The sequence below is a fragment of the Phytopseudomonas daroniae genome, from assembly GCF_004327275.1.
In the GTDB taxonomy this organism is placed as follows: domain Bacteria; phylum Pseudomonadota; class Gammaproteobacteria; order Pseudomonadales; family Pseudomonadaceae; genus Aquipseudomonas; species Aquipseudomonas daroniae.
The window spans coordinates 259,684-280,377 of record NZ_QJUJ01000007.1 but is presented as its reverse complement, the minus strand read 5'-3'; the positions used below and the strand labels follow the sequence as shown (position 1 = coordinate 280,377).

At 55.7% G+C, this 20,694-nt stretch carries 21 protein-coding genes and 1 pseudogene; 5 read left to right on the top strand and 17 right to left on the bottom strand.

Annotation, left to right across the window (positions count from 1 at the left end; all coding sequences use genetic code 11):
* Positions 1 to 361: 361 nt before the first annotated feature.
* From DNK10_RS17760 to DNK10_RS17730, 7 genes are all read right to left on the bottom strand, one after another.
* Positions 362 to 1,555 carry a zonular occludens toxin domain-containing protein gene (locus DNK10_RS17760; RefSeq protein WP_131192457.1) on the bottom strand — a complete coding sequence of 398 codons (1,194 nt, stop codon included), beginning with the start codon at positions 1,553 to 1,555 and terminating at the stop codon, positions 362 to 364.
* A gap of 3 nt (positions 1,556 to 1,558) precedes the next feature.
* A complete protein-coding gene (locus DNK10_RS17755; protein WP_131192456.1) occupies positions 1,559 to 1,834 on the bottom strand; it encodes a hypothetical protein in 276 nt (91 codons plus the stop codon).
* Positions 1,835 to 1,836: 2 nt separating this feature from the next.
* The gene (locus DNK10_RS17750) at positions 1,837 to 3,165 is read right to left on the bottom strand and encodes a hypothetical protein (RefSeq protein WP_131192455.1); all 1,329 of its coding nucleotides are present in this window, start codon (positions 3,163 to 3,165) and stop codon (positions 1,837 to 1,839) included.
* Positions 3,166 to 3,300: 135 nt separating this feature from the next.
* A complete protein-coding gene (locus DNK10_RS25910) occupies positions 3,301 to 3,441 on the bottom strand; it encodes a hypothetical protein (RefSeq protein WP_165496005.1) in 141 nt (46 codons plus the stop codon).
* 232 nt (positions 3,442 to 3,673) lie between these two features.
* Entirely contained in the window at positions 3,674 to 3,955 is a 282-nt protein-coding gene (locus DNK10_RS17740) for a propanediol utilization protein (protein ID WP_131192453.1), read from the bottom strand.
* A gap of 65 nt (positions 3,956 to 4,020) precedes the next feature.
* On the bottom strand, positions 4,021 to 4,254 hold the full coding sequence (locus DNK10_RS17735; protein ID WP_131192452.1) for a hypothetical protein: 234 nt from the start codon (positions 4,252 to 4,254) through the stop codon (positions 4,021 to 4,023).
* Between the two features lie 694 nt (positions 4,255 to 4,948).
* Positions 4,949 to 6,112, bottom strand: a complete 1,164-nt coding sequence (locus DNK10_RS17730) for a phage/plasmid replication domain-containing protein (protein ID WP_131192451.1) — start codon at positions 6,110 to 6,112, stop codon at positions 4,949 to 4,951.
* Here DNK10_RS17730 and DNK10_RS17725 point away from each other — a divergent pair.
* Together DNK10_RS17725 and DNK10_RS17720 are read left to right on the top strand one after the other, a co-directional pair.
* Entirely contained in the window at positions 6,111 to 6,599 is a 489-nt protein-coding gene (locus tag DNK10_RS17725) for a helix-turn-helix domain-containing protein (protein WP_244216279.1), read from the top strand. The two genes, DNK10_RS17730 and DNK10_RS17725, sit on opposite strands and share 2 nt — an antisense overlap.
* Before the next feature lie 572 nt (positions 6,600 to 7,171).
* Positions 7,172 to 7,666 (top strand): hypothetical protein, encoded by a 495-nt coding sequence (locus DNK10_RS17720; RefSeq protein ID WP_131192450.1) that lies wholly within the window; start codon positions 7,172 to 7,174, stop codon positions 7,664 to 7,666.
* 468 nt (positions 7,667 to 8,134) lie between these two features.
* Here the strand turns inward: DNK10_RS17720 and DNK10_RS17710 are convergent, their stop codons facing one another.
* Positions 8,135 to 8,893 carry an SDR family NAD(P)-dependent oxidoreductase gene (locus tag DNK10_RS17710; RefSeq protein ID WP_131192448.1) on the bottom strand — a complete coding sequence of 253 codons (759 nt, stop codon included), beginning with the start codon at positions 8,891 to 8,893 and terminating at the stop codon, positions 8,135 to 8,137.
* A gap of 180 nt (positions 8,894 to 9,073) precedes the next feature.
* On the opposite strand from DNK10_RS17710, the gene DNK10_RS17705 reads away from it, so the two are divergent.
* On the top strand, positions 9,074 to 10,006 hold the full coding sequence (locus DNK10_RS17705) for a helix-turn-helix domain-containing protein (RefSeq protein WP_244216278.1): 933 nt from the start codon (positions 9,074 to 9,076) through the stop codon (positions 10,004 to 10,006).
* Between the two features lie 259 nt (positions 10,007 to 10,265).
* Positions 10,266 to 10,697 (top strand): annotated as a pseudogene (locus tag DNK10_RS17700) (IS66 family transposase); the annotation flags it as partial.
* A 67-nt stretch (positions 10,698 to 10,764) separates the two neighbouring features.
* Here DNK10_RS17700 and DNK10_RS17695 read toward each other — a convergent pair.
* Together DNK10_RS17695 and DNK10_RS17690 are read right to left on the bottom strand one after the other, a co-directional pair.
* The gene (locus DNK10_RS17695) at positions 10,765 to 11,193 is read right to left on the bottom strand and encodes a tautomerase family protein (RefSeq protein WP_131192447.1); all 429 of its coding nucleotides are present in this window, start codon (positions 11,191 to 11,193) and stop codon (positions 10,765 to 10,767) included.
* A gap of 68 nt (positions 11,194 to 11,261) precedes the next feature.
* Positions 11,262 to 12,017 carry an SDR family NAD(P)-dependent oxidoreductase gene (locus DNK10_RS17690; protein ID WP_131192446.1) on the bottom strand — a complete coding sequence of 252 codons (756 nt, stop codon included), beginning with the start codon at positions 12,015 to 12,017 and terminating at the stop codon, positions 11,262 to 11,264.
* 260 nt (positions 12,018 to 12,277) lie between these two features.
* Here DNK10_RS17690 and DNK10_RS17685 point away from each other — a divergent pair, with 260 nt between their 5' ends.
* The gene (locus DNK10_RS17685) at positions 12,278 to 13,162 is read left to right on the top strand and encodes an AraC family transcriptional regulator (protein WP_131180571.1); all 885 of its coding nucleotides are present in this window, start codon (positions 12,278 to 12,280) and stop codon (positions 13,160 to 13,162) included.
* Positions 13,163 to 13,398: 236 nt separating this feature from the next.
* Here the strand turns inward: DNK10_RS17685 and DNK10_RS17680 are convergent, their stop codons facing one another.
* From DNK10_RS17680 to DNK10_RS17650, 7 genes are all read right to left on the bottom strand, one after another.
* On the bottom strand, positions 13,399 to 14,394 hold the full coding sequence (locus DNK10_RS17680) for a GlxA family transcriptional regulator (RefSeq protein ID WP_165496007.1): 996 nt from the start codon (positions 14,392 to 14,394) through the stop codon (positions 13,399 to 13,401).
* 88 nt (positions 14,395 to 14,482) lie between these two features.
* Complete coding sequence (locus DNK10_RS17675; protein WP_131180569.1) at positions 14,483 to 15,481, bottom strand: 4-hydroxyproline epimerase; 999 nt, start codon at positions 15,479 to 15,481, stop codon at positions 14,483 to 14,485.
* Positions 15,482 to 15,494: 13 nt separating this feature from the next.
* The gene (locus tag DNK10_RS17670; RefSeq protein WP_131180568.1) at positions 15,495 to 16,346 is read right to left on the bottom strand and encodes an ABC transporter permease; all 852 of its coding nucleotides are present in this window, start codon (positions 16,344 to 16,346) and stop codon (positions 15,495 to 15,497) included.
* Positions 16,333 to 17,196, bottom strand: coding sequence for an ABC transporter permease (locus tag DNK10_RS17665; protein ID WP_131192444.1), 864 nt, complete (start codon positions 17,194 to 17,196; stop codon positions 16,333 to 16,335). The genes DNK10_RS17670 and DNK10_RS17665 overlap by 14 nt, the downstream gene beginning before the upstream one ends.
* Positions 17,193 to 18,311, bottom strand: a complete 1,119-nt coding sequence (locus tag DNK10_RS17660) for a quaternary amine ABC transporter ATP-binding protein (RefSeq protein ID WP_131180566.1) — start codon at positions 18,309 to 18,311, stop codon at positions 17,193 to 17,195. Before DNK10_RS17660 ends, DNK10_RS17665 begins: the two co-directional genes overlap by 4 nt.
* Before the next feature lie 78 nt (positions 18,312 to 18,389).
* Positions 18,390 to 19,241, bottom strand: a complete 852-nt coding sequence (locus DNK10_RS17655; protein ID WP_131192443.1) for a glycine betaine ABC transporter substrate-binding protein — start codon at positions 19,239 to 19,241, stop codon at positions 18,390 to 18,392.
* 208 nt (positions 19,242 to 19,449) lie between these two features.
* The gene (locus DNK10_RS17650) at positions 19,450 to 20,145 is read right to left on the bottom strand and encodes a GntR family transcriptional regulator (protein WP_131192442.1); all 696 of its coding nucleotides are present in this window, start codon (positions 20,143 to 20,145) and stop codon (positions 19,450 to 19,452) included.
* Between the last annotated feature and the right edge of the window lie 549 nt (positions 20,146 to 20,694).

Sequence of the window (20,694 nt, the reverse complement as noted above, 5' to 3'; positions counted from 1 at the left end):
CTCGATGGTGTGGGGCGGGATAATTACGGTAACGGGCTGTCGCATAATAAACGTTACATTAAATCGCGCCGGGAGCGCTTCGCCATTGTCCCGTCACGAATAAACGTAACGTTACCCATTATGCGAAGCCAAAGGTTAAGACCCCTGAGCAGATCTGCTCGCATATTTAAATATGGAATCTCCAGATCGTGATCAGCTAGAGCCCTAGTGCCACGCGGGTTCAGCATAGACGATTTCGAGCTCGCGCATGGTCAGTCTGGCCGGACGCTTCGCCAGATGCCGACGACCAGAAAGACAAAGATGCCGACAGCAACCATGCCTTCGAGCAACGCCATAAAGCCGATGAACAGATCGAACATGGTCACGCCCTCGGTGCCGGATTGGTCGATGAAGGTGCTGGCTTCGGTGCCGTCTCGCGGGCTTGCTCGCTACGCTCTCCACCCACGAACGGCACCGATCCTAGAACAGAATCAGCGACGGAAACAGCTCGCGGGCCAGACCAGGGGGTCACCCAGTCGCCCTGGAACAGGCAGCGGTATTCAGTGCCAAGGCTGATTTTCTCGCAATCGGCCAATGCCACGTACGTGACGAACTGGCCGTCCGTGAGAATCACGGCATCAACCATCTTTTTGGTGTCGCGATCCACACGCTGAATATGCCCTGCAACACGCCAACGGAGCGATTCTGCGGGCGCCTGAGCATTCGTCGTTACCTTGGGCTGAACTGCCACCGGCTGGTTCGGTACGGAGTACCCAGGAGGCCAGGGATTCGTAGGGCCGGGCTGCTGCACCTGGACCACCTCATGAGCGGGATCATCCTTCACGGCACCAAAGCCGCTAGAGAACAACCCTGACAGGTACCACAGCCCCAACGGGACAACCACGAACGGCGCGACGATGGCGAACCACAAGAACGGCGAACGCCAGGCCGACGCACGCTTGTCCGCCCTGCTCTCATCACCAACATTATCGGTCTGCGACTTAGTTGCCGACTTGTAATAGCGATAAACCTTGTCGCTGTAACTATCGAAACTTGAACGTATCAACTGCGACTTAGGAGGACGCTGACCCTTTGCGGCACCTTCATATATATCGACACGAAACTTGCTACTTGCGCCCAGCGCATCAAGCTTGATCGACTGATATGTCTTGTCGATCAACGTCATGCAGAAGTTCGATATCTGGTCTAGATCCTGAGTTACCAGAATAACCCGCGTGGTATGGCCGAGGTCATTAACAAGGTGACCATGCTCTGCAAGAAACGCTTTGTCTTTCTTGGGAATCGAATTGGCATTCATGCCCTTAGGCCAGCGCCGCCAAACTTCATCGAGCACAACAACAGAGCCATCCGGGATCTTGTCAAATAGATCCACATCCTCATACCAGCCCGGTTCAAGCTGGTGAATCATGCCCGGAAACTCATCATGCGCCAATTCCGTTAACGGAATATTCGTGTACACATGACGCCCGGACTTCAGGGACGGCAATATTACTTGCTTAACTACGCTGTAGCTCTTTCCAGAGCGAGGCTTACCAACATACGCATCAATAGCCATACATCACCCGATTAGCGGAATGCGACGAAGAATGAAGCGCAGCACCAGGGCAGCCAGCATCATTGCAATGCCCTCAGGAATAGCAAGCTTGGTCGCGAAGAATATAAATACCGAAGGTATGCCGTTAAATGCCTGCTGTGCCTGCAAGATAAAGTCAGGTGTGCCAATCGACTCCACCAAGCCTGCAAGCGAATCAAGCAGCTCAGCCCATAGCTTCCGAGGAAGCCAGAGAAAAAGGTCTTTAAGCCATTCGGCAAACCTTTCAATGTATGACCACATAACTAAGCCTCCAGGAATATACGAACAGCACCGAGCGCCCATATAGCGAGCATCAAGTGATACAGAGGGTCTAAAATGTCCGCGTTCTGACAAATTTGATTAAACGAAACAGTGCCGATCAACGGAACACTTGCAGACGGCATGCTGCAACTACCACCGCTAGGCATAGAGATACTACTTACAGCCGACAGCACTGGCGCTGCAGCAATACGAGCATTGAACGATTGCAGAGACTCGCCAAAGCTGGCCACATCGTCATTCCCAGGAAGGTCACCACCGCCCTCTTCCTCGCCTTCGCCATCACCAGAGCCTGAGCCGCCACCACCGCCGCCACCACCGGTTGAGCCGCAATTGGCGCCGCTACAGACCGTTTCAGTCTTTGTCTCAGTACCAGAGCCGTCGCTCTTTGTAGTGGTCGTTGTAGTCGTCGTGGTCGTTGTGCAGTTGTCCTTAGAACCCTTGCACTTGGTCTCGGTCGCAACATCCTTCTTGACAGTAGTCTTGCCGCCGTCAGCGTCGGTGGTTTCCTTTACTTCGGTTTCTACTTTTTTCTCATCAAGCGATGCCTCTTTAGGCACACAGAGAGAAACACCGTTATAGGTGCCGCAATTCTGACCTTCCTTTTCCTGAGTCTCTTTAGATACGCAATGACTACGCCCCTCAGCATCTTGAACGTAAACACAAGGCTCTTTAGTGTCTGTTTCGGTAGGGGCGCGCTGCTCAGTATCAGGGGATTCTTCAAGCTGATTTGCTGGAGCAGCTTCACAAGAGGCACCCGTGTAATAACCCTTGCCAATACAGCTATACGCATCTGAGGAAGGTGTAAGGATGCATGTTTGCTGGACAGTAACCTGACAGCCGCCACGACAACCATCGTCAGGATGAACGGGGTAGTTCTTTCCATTAATTACAGAAACACTTAGATAGCCATCGCCGCGAGTACCTTCACGCCTAACGGGCGTATCCTGACCTGCTTTTTCGGCGCATTTATCGGGCTCTGGTTCTGGAGGAGCTTCGCATTCGCCGGTTGCAGGGTTAAAGGTCGCAAGAGGATCAGAGCAAGAATCTCCACTGCGTACCACATTAAAATTAAAATAATAACCGCCGGGTTGCCAGTTAGTCCTGCACGTAAACGATGAATCATTTGAACGGATGCACCAATCAATGGAAACCCAGCCATTGGCAGATTTGGCTGATTGAGCAGCAGACATAGGGCTAGAGCCGGTATGGTAGCCATAACCCTGAACTGTCCAAACATAGGGTGCAGCAAAAACAAACTGGCCAAATCCCAATAGCGTTAACGTAAATAACGTGCGAGTTATCAAGCGCATATCACCACCCCATGAATACAACGCAGGCAGTGATCCCGCCCAGGAACAAAAAGACCAACTCGTAAAGGTCGACCATGACTATCTCCCGAATAAAAAAAGGGGCCGTTAAGCCCCTTCCCTGCCGATCAGCCGTGATTAACGACCGAGCATACCCAGGAGCATGGCAGCACCTTTTTTGGCCACGAGTGCAACGGCGACGAGACCGGCGATAGTGCCGATACCGATAGCGATTGCTGCGAAGTCAACCGAGCTCAAAACTGCTTCAACCATTTTCATTTACCCCTTATTGCGTCAAGTAATGCCCTGGCAGCAATGCCCGCAGCAGCAGGTACGGCGCAAACCGTAAACCCGACCGCAAAGGCCTTGCCGAGAGCGGAGAAGTCCAACGTTTCAACGTTGAACGGTTCTGGCATCTGGACGAGCATCCAAAGGCCGGAACAAGTTGGCGCCCCGTCAGCGAGGACAGAGACAGTGCCCTGGCAAACCAGCGTGACGAGGTCGCTCATGATTAGGCGGTCTGCCGTGCAGCAGGAGCCGGAAGTTTGCGGGCCTGGCGCGGATCCACCTCAACGGTGATGCGTTCGTCTTTGATGCCCAGGATTAAATCGGCTTCGTACTCACCCGCGGCCAGCACTTCGCTGGGCTGAGTGCAGTAGTACGAGAACTTCTGCGGGAACGGGACGCCCGGCAGGTGGGCGTAGGCCTCTGCCATGGTGTACGGCTTGCCCGATTTTGCGGCGACGCCAGTGCGGAAGTTGCCGGTGGTAACGATCTTGATAGTCATGCTCATGGTGTTGCCCTCTTGCGTGTGGCGGATCGGCGCGGAGGCCGTCCAGTTGTGCCCTGGTGGGCGATTCAGTAGCCGAAGACGTCACCGAGCCAGGGCGTACCCTTCTCGATGCGGTCAACGAACCAGATACGTTCAGGCTTGGCGCCCTGCTCTTTGCGCTTAGCGAGTTCGGCAGCGGAGTCATCCAGAATCTGTTGCAGCGAAGCGCTCAGAAACGAGGCTTTGGCTTGCTGCTGAAAGGCATGCTGGCGGCGCTGGCCAGCGGTAAGCTGGATGCCTTGAAAGCTCACTGTGCGCATACGGTCACCAATGGCTTGAGAAGCTCAGTGAGGTACGCATCGAGCTCTAGCATCATCTCGACCTGAATCCACATTGAGGTCGTTAAAGCAAGGGCGTAGCCAGCGCATGCGGGCAAAGACCAATGCCAAAGCAGCGCGACGAGGTATCGAATGGCCTGTTTCATGCGCGCACCCAATCGCCGAGCCAGATAATGGCGGCGACGCCGGCCGTGGAGATGATGGCGATATCCATGGTCGCGGCGATCATTGGGCCACCTCATAAGCGAGCCAGCGGATCGGCGTGTAAAAGCACCGAGAGTCGTCATCGAGCATCAAGGCGCGGACATTCACGTAACGAGGCGCGACATAGCGGCCGTCAGCGGCAAGCACCGTGAGGCGGTAGACAGTGCGGAGGGTCATGCCGAAGCCCTCAACGTCAAGAGCCGGGCTCGCTCCAATGCCGTCAATGAAGAGTTCGCACTACGTGCCGCTACGCGCTCTTCACCCTCTGCACATTCGTGCGACGGGCTGCGCTTCGCTTGTTTTCCGGAGTCGCTCGCCCGAAGAGCAAAAGCCTCTGAGGCAGGGACAAAGCAGCACATAAGGCAGATATGCTCTGGCTGATCCGCCCAGAACACAGCGCCCAGCGCATCGAGCTCAAGGTCAGTGATCATTTCGCCGCCGCAGCCGTCGCAGGCGTAACCGCACTCGGTTTTCATGCGGCCACCTGCAGGTGGTTGGCGCGCTGGTACCAGCTCGGGATCGGGAGCACCGTGGTCTTAGTGATTTCGCGGCACTGGCGGACGAAAACGGGCGCGAAACGCGAGGTGTCGCAGGCGTTGCGAATGTTGATGCCGATCTTGTTGAGGCGGGCGGCGTGGGTCTGCACCTGAGACTTGTTGAAATCAAAGACCTGACCATTCATCCACTGAATCGCATACATGGCCGTGGTATTGGCAGCGCGAGTGGTATCAACAATGCCCTCGACAAGGAGCTGTTCGCTGATGCTAACGATATCCATAGCTGTCACCTTCAATCGGTCATCGACCTTCAAAAACTCGTCGTGGAGTTCGGCAAAACGCCTTTCGTCAAATAAGCCCCAGTAGCTGAGGTGTTGCCGCTGGAGAAACTCGCTCTTGAGTTCCTGCTCCATGCGAACGACGCCGTGTTCGGCGCAGTAGTCGCGCACACGCTGGACGTATGCGAATTCGGGTGATTCGTCGCCGTAGAGGCGCTTGATCCGGGGGAGCAAATTGGCGTCAAGCTCAAAAGCCTTGTCATACGCCTTGCGGTACTGAAGACGCCCGCCCTTGCCGTTACCCTTAGGTGTCCAACTGACAGTACGACCGTTCGGGTACAGGAAGCCGACGGAGTGGCCCAGGCGCTGACTGGAAACACCGCGCAGGTACGCCAGAACGTTGCCGTCGCCGACCGAAACGTTCGTGGTTAGATCGATACGCTCGATTTTGGCGCCGTCCGCAAGGAGGTCACCTGCTTTAGCGCCCGACTCACCCTGGCGCACGTCAACGCGAGTGCAACGGGTGAAGCCTGGAAGGCCGTATTCACGGAGGATTGCGTTGTAAACGGCGATGCACTGATCGACCGTGGTAAATCCGAAGAGGTTGTCAAGGCGCCCTACTCTGCTGGGATTGCCCTCGACACGGATTTTCCGGCCCTGGACATGAATAGTGATCGAGGTCGAATGACTGGCTTCATGCTTGAAGCGCGGTTGGCGGGTGCTGAGCACTTCATCCGTATTGGCATCAATGGTCAGGGTGAACACGTCACAGACAGTCGGCAGGTCGAAATCGAATTCCTGCGAAACGGTCAGCCAGTCGATGAAAAAGGCTGCTATCGGTGTCCGTTCGAACGTGCCCATGAAAAACCTGTCAATATCTGAATATCGGTACAGAAGTGGCAGGATTATGGGTGCTGGCAATCTGAGAATGCAAGGAGTTTTGTTCCGAAATACCGGAACTGTAAATATGAACAGTCCTTACGCTGTTGATGCCATGAATGACATCAGCGAGATACACATGAACCTTGCAGCGAACCTGAAACGATTTCGGGCCGCACGCGGCTTGACGCAGCAGCAGGTATGGGAGGCTGCAGGCATCAGCAAGTCGAGCTACACGGGCTACGAGTCGGGGCACGGGATGCCCGCAGCAGACAAGGCTCTAGCGCTTGCAAAAGTGCTGGGAGTATCGACAGACGAACTATTGATGAGCGAGCGCGAGCTATCGGTATCCGAAGACATGAAGCCCATACTTCGGAGATTCGAGGCTTTGCCGCTAGAGATCAGGAATCAAGCACGTATAGCCCTGAAAGGCGTGCTATTCGGGTTCGAGCAGGAAACGATCAGATGACTGAGTGGGTGCTATTCGTCCTGCTAAGTTTTGACAATCGAGCAGAAACACATCTAGTGGACGGATTCAGCTCGAAAGAACGATGCATGAGAGCCGGGCAGATCATAGGTGAGGAGATTAGGGCGGCATGGAGGTCAAGCGACAAAATAGATGGCAAGAAAATGGCAGGAAGCGAACAGAGCGTAATGTTCAATTGCAAAGCAGTAGAGAAGTAGAGAATTGCAGTCACCCCGGGAAACCGGGGTAAAGTGGGGGTGTAACAGCACCCCCACCCCTCAGCGCCGATCCAGGCGCACCAAAAAGCAGGGCTGTCGCCCCTCACCGCTTCGCGCTGATCGCAAATGTGCGAGTGGATCTGCACGCGGTTTTAGCGATCACCACGGAGAGCGAGAAGCGAGCGATCAGTGAAGGGGTCGTCCAGGGCGTGGCACTGCTCGAGGTCGGCGGGTAATTAAGGTAACGAACAGCCGTTACTATTAATGCCGACGAACGGTCGATTATTGGTAACGTTACCGATGGACTATTATTGGTAACGTTACTATAATTACTCCATCAGCAACGGAGTAGCCATCATGATCGACGCCCTGGACAAGCAAACCCACGCCCTTCCCCTCGAGCCCAAGCGCGGGCGCGGCAGGCCGAAAACCGGCCAGGCCATGACCGCAGCAAAGAAACAGAAGGCCTACCGTGAACGGCAGAAAGCGGCGAAGGGTAAAGTTACCGTAAATGCTGAGCTGCCGGAGTGGGCAGATAGCCTGGGTCACTTCGTGAAAGAGATGGAACGGCGGCTGATGGTCATTGAAAAGGAAAACTTGGCTCTGCGCGGGAAGGTGCGCGAATTAGCGTCACGACCTGCCGTTACCGAAAGCGCGCTGGAGCAGTACCACGCCCAGTCGTGGAACCCGCGGTCACGCAAATGGGTAACGATCGGCGATACCAACCCTGAAAACCCGCCCTTCAACAACTGGCAGGACGCCGAGAAATTCGTAAAGGAAGGGCTGGCAAATGGATCCAGGCAGCGCTACAGGATCGTGCCTGCAAACCTGCCGGTGAACGAATATAAGTAACGTGACTACAAATCGAGAATAGCCCGGCAGGCGTCCTGTAGGGCAGTAACGCGGGCGTCCAGGGCGGCGCCCTCTTCATCCAGCTGGGCAGCACGGCGACGAAGCGAGCGCAGCTCAGCCACAACACGCGGATAGTCATCAAGCAGATGCTGTACAGCCTCGGAGTCAGACCGACCGGCTGCATATAGCCGTGCCTGCTCGATGGTGTGGGGCGGGATAATTACGGTAACGGGCTGTCGCATAATAAACGTTACATTAAATCGCGCCGGGAGCGCTTCGCCATTGTCCCGTCACGAATAAACGTAACGTTACCCATTATGCGAACCAAAGAGTAAGGCCGAAGCAACACCCCCTAGAAAAATCACTACAGCAAACGCCGCGGCTGCTTGCTGGCTGCTGTAGCTATGAAATCAAGCTTAGAAACCCGGTATCTTAAATATGGAATATGGCCTTCCGTAGCCACTCCCGTTAAGAGCCAGCTGGCACGCTCATCCCCCCATCTACCATGACTACGGCACCCAAAATATAGGAAGCCCGCTCAGAGGCCAGAAACGCGACTACCTCGGCTATTTCCTCTGACTGAGCGGCACGTTTGATAGGCGTTTTCTCGCCATGCCGGGCTAGGAATGACGGGCCGTCATCAACGACATCGTTCAGAATGTTTGTGATTACATCACCGGAGCCGACTGCATTGACGCGTATACCATGGTCGATGACCTCCAGGGCGAGTGTCCGCGTAAGTTGGGCCAGCGCTCCTTTGGAGGCGGTATAAGCCGCAATCGTGGGAAATGCCTGATAAGCGGCGTAGGAAACTATGTTGACGATAGCCCCGCTTCGGTTCGGGATCATCGCCTTTATGGCCTCTCGAGAGTGCAGGAATGCTGCGGTCACATTGACAGCCTGGATGCGCTCCCAGTCATCGCGAGTCATATCCACAACTAATTTGTTAATGATGATCCCGGCATTATTGACCAAAATGTCCAAGCGGCCAAAATGGGCAATCGCCGTAGCCACTGCCGTTTCGGCAGCGCCATTCTGAGTGATGTCCGCAATCAGTGGAATCAAACCGGGTCTCGCAAGCTGCTCGACCGTCGGGCTTTTGTCTTCAGCGATGACTCTAGCTCCTCGCTCATGCAGCATTAGCGCGACAGCCCGGCCAATCCCGCTGGCTGCACCGGTCACTAGAACGACTCGACCTTCAAACTCACCACGTGTATCAGATGCCATCCTTATCTCCAGATGATGTGTCCAGCCGCATGGACTGCCGCTGTAGACAACTACACCTTCCTCCATTGGTATGTTCGCATCTGACGCGGTTTTGCCAGACTATTGGGGTTTTGCTTTTAGTTGCGCAAAATTTGTAGTCTGTCCAAATCGCCTCCCCCAATGATCTCCAGCGAAAACGCCATGGAAAAGCTCGAACAGCAGATACGTAGTTCAAACCACCATGAGCGAATTCCTGCACACAAAATGCCTGACCACCTGCCCGCTGCCGCGCATCGGTTGGTTGGCCATCACCTGGACTCGGAGGTACAAGTACAAATATTCAGACACCGCACCACGAGTCGGAACCTAACCATCCCTGCCGTCGCAGAACCGTTGCTCGTTTTGGTTGTTTCAGGCGCTGCGCTCGTGGAAGAGCGTGTAGGAGATCAGGAGTGGACAGCAAATGCTGTTGCCGCTGACGATTTTTTTCTGACGATGTCGCCAGTCCCCTATGAGATGCGCTGGCAAACAGAGAGTGATGCTGGCTTCGAGGTGGTGCACGTGTATCTCAGCCAGCGTCTACTGGATCTTGCTGCTCGGGATATTTTCGTTGACCAACATGTACGGCTGCGAGAGGTGTCTGGAGAACGAGACCACGAAATTTCCGGATTGATGAGATCCCTCTATCGTGAAATGACTTCAAGCCGGCAAGCCAGTGCGTTGTATCTACAAGGTATCGGCCAAGCACTCGCCGTGCATCTAGTCCGATGCTACAGGGACGGTAGTAGTGGGCTTTCTAAACAGGTATACGCGTTGCCTGCTTACAAATTGCATAGGGCGATTGAGGCCATGCGTACAGGGCTTGATAGCGAGTTCAGCCTCGAAAGACTGGCGTCAGACGCAAGCATGAGTATTTCCCACTTCAGTCGTATGTTCCGGAAGGCAACAGGGCGATCTCCCTCCCAGTATTTCATTCATATGCGGATGGAAATGGCGCGTCAGCTCCTTCTGGAATCCGACTTAAGCATCGTAAATGTCGCTCTTGATGTTGGATACAACAGCCCAAGTCATTTTGCGCAGGTCTTCAGACGTCACACCGGCGCTACACCACGTGAGTACCGCCAGTGTAGATAAGTTGAGGTTTTCGCTCCTGAGGGCGTTCAACAATCAACCTCTCCCCCCCTTGGCAATAAACACCGATTCTTCATTACCCGCCCTCCTCGCGCTGTTCGCTGGACTGTCATCGAAGTAAACAATGCCGTAACCGTCCGGCCAAGTCACCTACCAAACTCCAGCATTAAGGGCGATGGTGTCCGCGTATTTTTAAGCGGACGCGATCGCCCTTATCGCAAGGATTTCCATGCGCCAACGAAGCTCTTACCCTAAACCATTCAAGGAAATGAGCGACGAAGACCGTTGGCGATTACGCCAGGAAACAGCAGTGCCCATCGCTGAAAAGCTACATGAGTGGATGCTGGCCCAGCGTGAACTTGTGCCTGAGGGTTCGGCCACGGCTAAAGCTCTGGATTACAGCCTCAAACGCTGGGTAGCGCTGACGCGCTACCTGGATGATGGAGCTGTACCCATCGACAACAATCCAGTCGAAAACACGATCAGGCCGTGGGCGCTTGGTCGCTCAAATTGGCTCTTCGCAGGATCGCTGCGCAGCGGCAAACGGGCGGCGGCGATCATGAGTTTGATCCAGTCGGCGCGCTTGAACGGGCATGATCCGTACGTGTATCTAAAGGACGTGCTGACCCGTTTGCCGACGCAAAAGTCCAGTGAGGTCGATCAGTCGCTGCCGCATCAGTGGATGCCGGGCTGACCTGCGTAAGACGTATTCCCCGTACGCTTATTGTGAGCGCCCCCAGTAATCGCCCTATGGTGTTTGTTTATATGGCTGGCGCGTCGATAGCACTGGCTCGAAGTGCTGTCAGATCCGCTTGCTGACCGAAGATGCCCCAGTTTTCCTCTTCTGCTTCATGGATCACCACATAGACTGGGGCCACAGCGGTACCCTGCGTACGGCGATCGAGAATCGCGGTTGCGCCCTCAATCAACCTGCGCTTGTTTTTTGCGTCGAGCCCACCCTTGATCACGTATATTTGAAGCGACACCACTGGCAGCCATGCCGCCGTATCTCCCATGAACACGGCATCAGGCGAATACTCGTTGAAGTACGTCCATACGGTGCTTCGTACCATAGGCGAGTCAGGCAGTGCCTCACAGCTAAGCCCCAGCGTCATCAGAGCGCTGGCAACCTGTTGACGCTCGGTGGCATCGAACGTCCCCGAAGGGGAATGAATGATCAATTTAGGCATGGTGAATTCCTGATTCAGGTGACGGGGGAACGATGGATTGCGCCTAAGCAGAATCCATCGTCGATCAATCAAATCGTTTGGCCACCTGAGACTTCAATACGCTGACCTGTGACCCAGCGATTGCCAGGGCTCAAGAGGCTGGCGATCATTGGGCCGATGTCGTCGGGTACACCTACGCGGCCAAGAGCGGTCATATCGGAGAACGCTTTGTTGTATTCGGGAACGTCGCGCACTGCTCCGCCCAAAAAGTCGGTTTCGATCGCGCCCGGGGCTACGGTGTTGACGGTAATGCCACGACTGCCCAGTTCCTTGGCCATGTAAACGGTGAGTGTCTCGACTGCACCTTTGGCTGCCGAGTAGGCCGAGAAGCCTGGGAAGGACACACGGGTCAAGCCCGACGAGAAATTTACGATACGCCCGCCATCGGCCAATATCGGCAGCAGAGACTGAGTCAGGAAAAACACCCCTTTGACGTGCACGTCAAAAAGTGCGTCGAACTGAGTTTCCGTGGTGGCAGCAAAATCCGCCATTTCGCCATGCCCGGCGTTGTTGATAAGGTGGTCAATCGTATTCGCGCTCCAAGTGTCGTTCAGTGCTGCGCGCACGGCGGTCACGAAAGCCGGGAAGGACGACACCTTGCTCGTGTCCAGTTGCAGCGCGACGGCCTTGCGGCCTTGTGCCCGAATATCGGCTACCACGACATCCGCAGCTTCCTTGCCAGTACGGTAGGTAAGGATCACATCGCCACCTTGGCGAGCAATGCTCAGTGCAGTATTGCGGCCAAGGCCACGGTTTGCACCGGTTACAATTGAAATAGTGCTCATCGTTATACTCCTGCCAAGCACATGCTGAATGAGCGTCAACGATGACATCTCGCAGGCGTTGCAGGTTGCGCGATCGGACACTTGAATTGCCTATTCGTCCAAACTGGTAGGGTGACAAGCAAACTGGCGTCGATCCCCCTGCAATGGTTGTGCTGAATTTGCTTATTCCTCTAGATTGTTTGCGGATTCATCCAATCAGCTTGCATCGGCAAGCGTTCGACATTGCAATAGGCCGATACGGACTGAGGGGGTGATGACCTATGAACGATCTGCTCAAGGCTGTGAGCCGCTACGCTGAGGCTAATCATCAAGGCGGTATTGCTGCGACCCCTTTCCCTGGGCTGGTGATTCTTCGGGAGACAACGCCTACGGCACTCCTCTACGCGATCTCAAGGCCGTTGGTTGCGCTGGTGCTTCAAGGGAAAAAGCGTGTCTCGATGGGCGACAAAATCTTTGAGTTCGGGGCCGGCGAATCACTGATCATCACCGCTGATGTACCAACGGTAAGTCAGATCATTGTCGCCTCTCAGAACGAACCTTACTTGGCATTCGTCATAGAGCTTGATCACGTACTTATAGAATCTTTGGTCGTCGAGATGGGTACGGCTCCCTTTACTGTGGGCGAGCCATTAAGGGTAGAGTCCACAGAAACAGAGGTGACAGACGCAGCCCTGCGCTTGCTTCGCCTGCTTGAGCGACCTAGTTCAGTAGCAGTATTAAAAAGCCAACTGCTCAGGGAACTCCATTACTGGCTCCTGTCAGGGCGCCATGGTGGAGCAATCCGAGCGCTTGGAATTGCAAGCAGCCACGCCCAAAGAGTCGGCCGGGCGATCGCCCGGATTCGAGATGAATTCGCCCAACCGCTGCGAGTGGAGCAGTTGGCAGAGACAGCCGGTATGAGTGTTTCAGGGTTCCACACCCATTTCAGGACGGTCACCTCGCTGACTCCGCTTCAATATCAAAAACAACTCAGACTGATCGAGGCCAGGCGAAGGCTTTTGGAGGGTACACCTATCGCCAACGCCGCCTATGGAGTGGGGTACGAAAGCATCCCCCAATTCACGCGAGAATACGGTCGAATGTTTGGCGTGTCCCCCGCGAAAGATATCCGCGAAGTAAAAATGCTACTTAGCACATCGGCTTAGCCTCGGATCATACGTGCTGGCCGTGGCGCTGAGCGGTGATGGGATAGCCGCCGCTACATATTGCAGCTTTTCCTGGGCAGTGTGGGCTTTGAGTGGTACGGAAAAGAGCTTCGGTGGCGCATTAAAATCCTGTCGATACTTGCGATCTCGTCTACTAAAAATGCGCGGACATCATCGCCCATCATGAGGAAGTTCGCTAGGTGACTTGGCCGGACGCTTACACAATGCCTACTCACTTATTTGCTCGACCTCACATTGCCGTGGCGTATTTCCTTGGAGGGTGAGTTGCCGAAGTATGCCGTGTAGCATTTGCTGAAATGGCTGGGGGATACGAAGCCACAGGCGACGCTCACATCCAGAATCGGCAAGTCGGAATGCTGGAGCAGCCGTCGCCCTTCGGTGATTCGAAGCTCCAGGTAGTAGCGTACCGGCGTGGTGCCGAGTTGCTGCTGGAACAGTCGCTCGATCTGGCGCCGAGAGCGCCCTGCGTAGCTCGCTAATTGCTCCAGGCTCAGTGGCTCCTCGATATTTGCACTCATCAGGTTGATCACATTGCGTAGCGGCTCGCTCATTTTTGCGTGCACCGTCGGGCGCACTCGCCGGTAGCGAGACTCTTCAAAAGCCAGAATGCCAACGATGCCCTCAACCAGGTCACGGCCATGGAGCTTGTTGATCCATTCCAGCACCATATTGAAGGCGCCGGTCGGGCTGGCGGCTGTCAGCCGATTACGGTCAACCATGAAGCTTTCAGAGGTAACCTGGCTGTGCTTGGCGATTTCCGCCAGTGCCGCACGGTGCTCGGGATGGATCGCGCATTTATAGCCGTCGAGTAACCCCGCCTGCCCCAAGAACCAGGCACCACTCCACAGCCCGGCCAGGGCCACATTCTTCTCATCGGCCGCATGCAGGAGCTGTTTGAGCGCAGGGATCGGCCGCAAGGTGGTGCGCAGCCCGCCACAGATCACCAGTAGATCCAGGCCCGCGAGATGTTTCGCGCTCAGCTCGGCGTTCGGGCAGATGATGATGCCGAGATCGCTGACCACCGCCTGGCCACTCAGACTGAACGTCTGCGTGGCGAAGACACCCGTACTGATGAGGTTGGCCGTTACGAGAATATCCAGTGCCTGAGTGAATGCAGGCAGGGAGAAATTCTCGAGGAGCAGGAAACCAACGCGGGCCTCTTGCAGCACGCGGCTCTTGTCGCCCACAAAACGGAGGTTCTGTCCTTGCATCGCCTCACTGAAACTTCGTCTGTCCGACAATCTCTGCCCCTATCGATCATTTGTTGTTGGCGTGTCGATGTTCTTCACCAGCGCGCTTTCAGTCAACGAGGAAACCGTGAGCCAGAGGATCGCGCTCATCCACGAAAATGGTATTGAGTCCGATCACCTGTGCCCACCCGGTGACGCTGGGCAGGATGCCCGGATAAGTACCAACCTGAGCGGCGGCTTCGATACGCCCTTGGTAGATCGTGCCGATCAGGCTCTCGCTGCGATACGTGTCACCGACTGCAAGGCGCCCTTTGCCATACAGCTGTGCCAGGCGTGCAGACGTACCGGTGCCGCCTGGGGAACGGTCGATTGCCTTGTCACCATAGAAAACGATGTTTCGTCCATCGGACGCTTCGCTGCTTCCGATATCACACCAGATGGCATGGTGTACGCCGTTGATCCGCGGGTCGTCCGGGTGCACTGGCTCGCAGATCCCGGCAAGCGCACTGCGTAGGCTGCGGCTGTGGGCAACGATGTCCGCTGAGGACATTCCATCCAGCCCAGGCCAGTTTTCCTGAGGCTCGACCACCGCGTAGTAATTGCCGCCGTAGGCGATGTCCACAACGAGCGAACCCAGCCCCGGAACCTCGACACGGACATCCGCCGTGTGCAGGTAGCTCGGTACGTTGAACAGGCTTACCGATTCGACCTTGTCGCCGTCCATGCGGTACTCCACCTCCACCTTGCCGGCCGGCGTCTCGATGGACAACTTGCCCGGTACCTTCGGCCTGACCAGGTCGTGCTCGATCACCACGGTACTCAAGCCTATGGTGCCGGCCCCGCACATCGGCAGGCAACCACTCACTTCGATGAACAGCACGGCAAAATCGCAATCGCTGCGTATCGAGGGGTAGATCATCGCGCCGGACATCACTTCATGGCCCCGGGGCTCGAACATCAACGCCTTGCGAATCCAGTCATGGTCGCGGATAAACAGCTCGCGTCGATCCGCCATGCTCACATGGGGCATCAGCGGCGCGCCTCCTGCGACCACCCGTACAGGGTTGCCACAGGCATGGGAGTCTATGCAGAAGAATGTGCTGCGCATGCGTCGCTTCCCTCTAGATTGCTTTACGGGCGGAGTGCCGTTGCAGGGCACCACGTGACAGGCGATCCAGCAGCAGCGCGACCGCGACGATAGCCAACCCGGCCCGCAGCCCCAGGCCCATTTCCATGCGCGTCAGCCCGCGAGTCACTTCCGCGCCAAGACCACCGGCACCAACCAGGCCGGCCAGCACCACCATGGCCAGGGACAGCAGGATGCACTGGTTGAGGCCCACCATCAGCGTCGGCGTTGCAGCCGGGATTTCGATCTTGAGCAGGATGGCGCGCGGAGAGGCCCCCGTTGCCTGACCGAGTTCGAGGAGATCCTTGGGGATCTGGTTGAAAGCCAGGGTAGTGAGCCGCATCATCGGCGGGATACCGTAGATGACGGTGGCGATGATGGCCGGAACCTTGCCGAGGCTGAAGATCATCACGGCTGGAATCAGGTAGACCCAGGGCGGCACCGTCTGCATGACGTTCAACACCGGGCGAACGGCTGCCTCGAAGCGCTTCACCCGCGAAGCCAGCACACCCAGCGGGAAGGCGATCGCCACCGAGATGAGAACCGACACCGAGACCAGGGCAATCGTCTGCATCGATGCCGTCCAAAGCCCGGAAATCAGACAGAAGCCCAGCATGAAGGCTGACAGCACCGCGACACGCAAGTTGGTGAACAGGTATGCCAACACCGCCACTACAGCGATCAGTGCATACGCGGGCATGGCCAGCAGTGCCGACTCGACACCGCCGAGTACCGTCTCGATAACCCTGCTGATCGTCGCGAACAGAGGATGAAAGTTTGCATTCAGCCAATCGATGGCAGGCGCGAGATGCTGACCCGGCGAGAATTTCAGTTCAGTGAGCGTCATTGCTCACCTCCTTTTTTCCAGAGCGCGTGGCGCTCTGAGCCATGCGATCAAGGATCAGAGTCAGGATGACAATGGCAATGGAGGCATTGATCGACTGAGCGATATCCAGTGTACGGATGGCCCCATAAATGGCCTCACCCAATCCGCCCGAGCCGACAATGCCAGCGATCACCACCATTCCGAATGCCATCATCAGGCTCTGGTTCACCCCAGCCATGATGCTGGGCAGTGCAAAAGGCAGACGGATCTTGAAGAACAGCTGCCAGCCACTGGTGCCGCTCGCCTCGCCCAGCTCGATGAATTGATTGGGCGTCATGCGGATGCCCAGTGAGGTCAACCTGAGTACCGGCGGCACTGCAACGATGAAGGTGGCGACCAGGGCAGTCGCCGAGCCATAGCCCAGCAGCGCGATGGCGGGCAGCAGGTATATATAAGGAGGCAGGGTTTGCACGAGGTCGAGCACTGGCTCGGTTACTTTGTCCAGCGACGGCAGCAGCCCGGCTGCCACGCCCATCGGGATGCCGACCAACAGCGCCAGGCTGGTCGCCGCCAGTACCAGCGCCAGCGTACTCATGGTCTCGGGCCACAACCCCATGATCGAACAGAACGCCAAGGCCAGAGCCGAGGCGATACCGAACTTCAGGTTCGACGACAGCCGCCAGGCTAGCGCGCCAACCACCAGCGCTACCACATAGAAGGGCGCAACCTGCAAAACCCATAGTACGGTCTCATAAAAGCCTGTGAGCACCTGGTTGAGAAAGTCGAATACATTGGCCCCGTTATCCGTGAGCCACTCCAGGCCAGCGTCGACCGTTTCGTCGAACTGCGCTGCGAAATCATCCGGGCTCATAGCGAGTGCTCCAGAGATTCCCGTACCGGCACCTCCACAGACTCGTTTGGCGCCCCCTGCACACCGCGCAACAGATCGCGTGCCGTGATGACACCCAACGGTGTGCCCTCCTCCAGCACTGCCAGCGCCTCGCCATCGGACTGAATGAGCAGATTGATCAGCTCGTTCAGATCCGCGGCTGGAGTCGTGTGGCACAGCGTGCTGACGTCAACCTCGGGATGGGCTTGCCGGTAGTTCGCATAAGGCGTCATGACCGAATGCGCCTTGACCAGATGCAAGCGCGAGATGCCGGCAACGAAATCGGCGACATAGTCATCAGCCGGATTCAGCACGATGTCTTCGGCCGTACCTTCCTGAATGATCATGCCGTCTTTCATGATCGCGATACGATCACCGATACGAATCGCCTCCTCCAGATCATGGGTAATGAATACCGCGGATTTGCCTAGGGATTTGGTGAGTTGGCGGAATTCGTCCTGCAACTGCCGACGAATGAGTGGATCGAGCGCGCTGAACGGCTCGTCCATCAGGATGATTTCCGGATCGGAAGTGATGGCACGTGCCAATCCAACCCGCTGCTGCATACCGCCTGAGAGTTCGGATGGATAGCGAGCGGCCCAGTCGGATAGGCCGACCTTGGCCAGTGCCTGCTCAGCGACCTTATGTCGTTCGGCCTTGGAAACGCCTTGCACCTCGAGCCCGAAGGCGGCGTTTTCCAGAACGGTACGGTGCGGCAATAGCGCCACGCTCTGAAATACCATGCCGATGTGTTGCGCTCGCACCTTGCGCAACTCCACCGCATTGAGCGTGGCCAGATCCTTGCCCTTGACCAGCACCTGGCCAGCGCTTGGTGCAATCAACTTGTTCAGCAAGCGGATCAAGGTGGACTTGCCGCTGCCCGAGAGGCCCATGATGCAGAAGATTTCGCCGCGGCGAACCTCAAGACTGACATCCGACACGCCGACGACGCAGCCGTAATCCTGCAGGATCTGTTTTTTGGAGAGCCCTCGCTCGACATAAGCCTTCATTGCAGCTGAGGAGTTCTGCCCAAACACTTTCCAGACAGACTGGCAACTTACTAGCACTTCGTCAGTGCCATTACTTAAGGAATTCATTTCGCACCCGTCGAACCAGAAGATTCTGGTTTAATTGTTGACATCAAGTTCGGCAGCGGCAGTTAAAAAAAGCGCACTTCAATATTTTTTAATATTATTCCAGCGTGTCAAAATCTCTTCGTTCTTCTCAGACCAGTCACTAACGGCCTGCTCCATGGTTTTTCCATCTTTCACTTCGCCGTTGATTGCAGTGATATCTGCCAGCGGCACATAAACACCGGCAATGACTTCACGCGCCTGTGGGTTCTTCTCCGAGAAACCTTTCTGAGCAATCCAGTAGTAACCCTGTGGTGGCGGGAAAACACCTTTGGGATCCTTGAGGAACTTCACATCGAACTTCTGCGTCATCCAGGATGGTTCCCAGATCGCAACGGCGACCCAGTCCTTACGATCAACAGCCGATTTGAGGGCTGCGGTCATGGCGGCAGTACTGCCTTCCAGCAGATTGAGCTTGATGCCGTATGCCGACACCGCGTTCGCCGCGTCACTCATCAGGCCCGAACCTGGTTCGATGCCGACGATCTTGTTGCCAAACTTCTCGGCGTTGTCATTGAGCTGTTCGATCGAGTCGATGGCGACGTAGCTGGGTACCGCGATACCTTGGTACAGACCATGAGAAACCGGAGAAATTTTTTCCAGACGGTTCTTGCTGCGGTTCCAGTAATCGTGAGCGGCGTAATCGATCTGCGATGTAAGTATCTGGATATCACCCTTGCTCAATGCTGCATAGGCAATTCCCCATTCCGAAAACGAAGTAACTTTCACTGTATAACCTGCGTTCTCCAACGCCTTTTTGGTAATGCCGGTAATGGGCGTGAGATCCTCCCAAGACAGCGTCCCCATTTTGATAACTTTTTCGTCAGCATGGCTTTGTACAATCGTCATGCTGACGATCGCCAGCGCGCAGAGTGCCTTCCACAAAATCTTCATGGTGTATGCCCTGTAGTAGTGCTGATGAGATCAGCGATATAGTGGTCTTCGCTTCTTATTAACGTCGTGAAAGCCGTAAACACTCACGACGCATTCTTTTTCTCAGCGTGAACGTCCGGAGATGCCTCTCGCTCAGCGACACATGCCGCTGCGTCCGATCATGCTGACTTTTTATTCGCCCAGCGTTGGTGGAGGCGTGCATTCGCTTTTAATAGGTACCTGTTCTATCAGCCCAGGTATCAGCCTTCAGTCCTTGAGGGGCGATGAACATTTCCATGTTCCCTCGAGACAGCTCCCAATGTTCGAACACCAGATCAACTACAGCGGTTTCGTCATGCCTGCCGAACGCTTCAATGAATGAGTCGTGGTGCTCGACAGCGAGTAACAGGTGCTTTTCCATTTCTTCGTTACGCGGCCTGAAGAAGGTATGGCCGATTCTCGCGTGGTCGATCAGCAGCCGGCCGAGACTGGGCTCGAGATAAGGGCTGCCGGACATTTCCCCCATGATTTCGTGAAACCGATTATTTTCCACCACCATCGCCAGTGGATCGCGCGCGAGCGTCGCGCCGCGAAATCGCTCCTGGGTAGCCTGCAGATCATTCAGTTGCGCAGGCTTGAAATTCTGTACAGCCAGCCGGCCGATCGCCGCATAGATCATCGGTGCGGCGAGGAAGAAATTGCGCAAGGTCGAGTGATTCATCGGTGCAACCCGCGCACCGCGATTTTCTTGGATGTCGAGATAGCCCTCGCCTGCCAGGCGCCGCAGTACTTCGCGAACCGGTGTGCGGGACAAACCATAGCGAGCGCTCAAGCTGAGTTCTTCCAGGACTTGGCCAGGATCGAGCTGCATCGTCAGGATCTGCCGTTTCATGTCGTCGTAGAGACTGTTCTTATCGCTTTTCACAAGGGCCTCCGCTGTTGACCGACCCGCCGCACATGGCTGATGGATCGAGACTCGCACGCGCTCCAACGTCGGTCAATACGCGCTGTATTCTTTATGTATACCAATAGAATTCATAAAAAATACGCGGAGACCGCTATTTTCTTGCTCGCTTCAACAGTTTGGTCAGTGCTTCGCAGGCCTCCGACCAGTCGCAAATAGATATGAGCAGGTCGCTTTCAGAAATACACCTTCATCGTGACTCATCTTGCGCAGGTGAAGATCCGAACCGATGAGCGCAACAGGCTCATCGACTCGAACTCGCAGCGGTCGCGAGTAAGAGCGGTTCGGGGTGCGGATGTGATGAAATAGCGCCACGACACAGGCACCGCACTAGGCCTACAGCAGCCGTGGCGTACTCACGCCGAGTACACCCGCCCGCTTGCTGAGTGATGTCTTCCAGACCCAAATCAGGGCGCCTGCTGTCCACGCAAAAATCTGTAGACATATTGTCTGACGTGATTTTATAGTCATTATACAAACTGTAGACACAGATTATGACCAGCAGAAAAC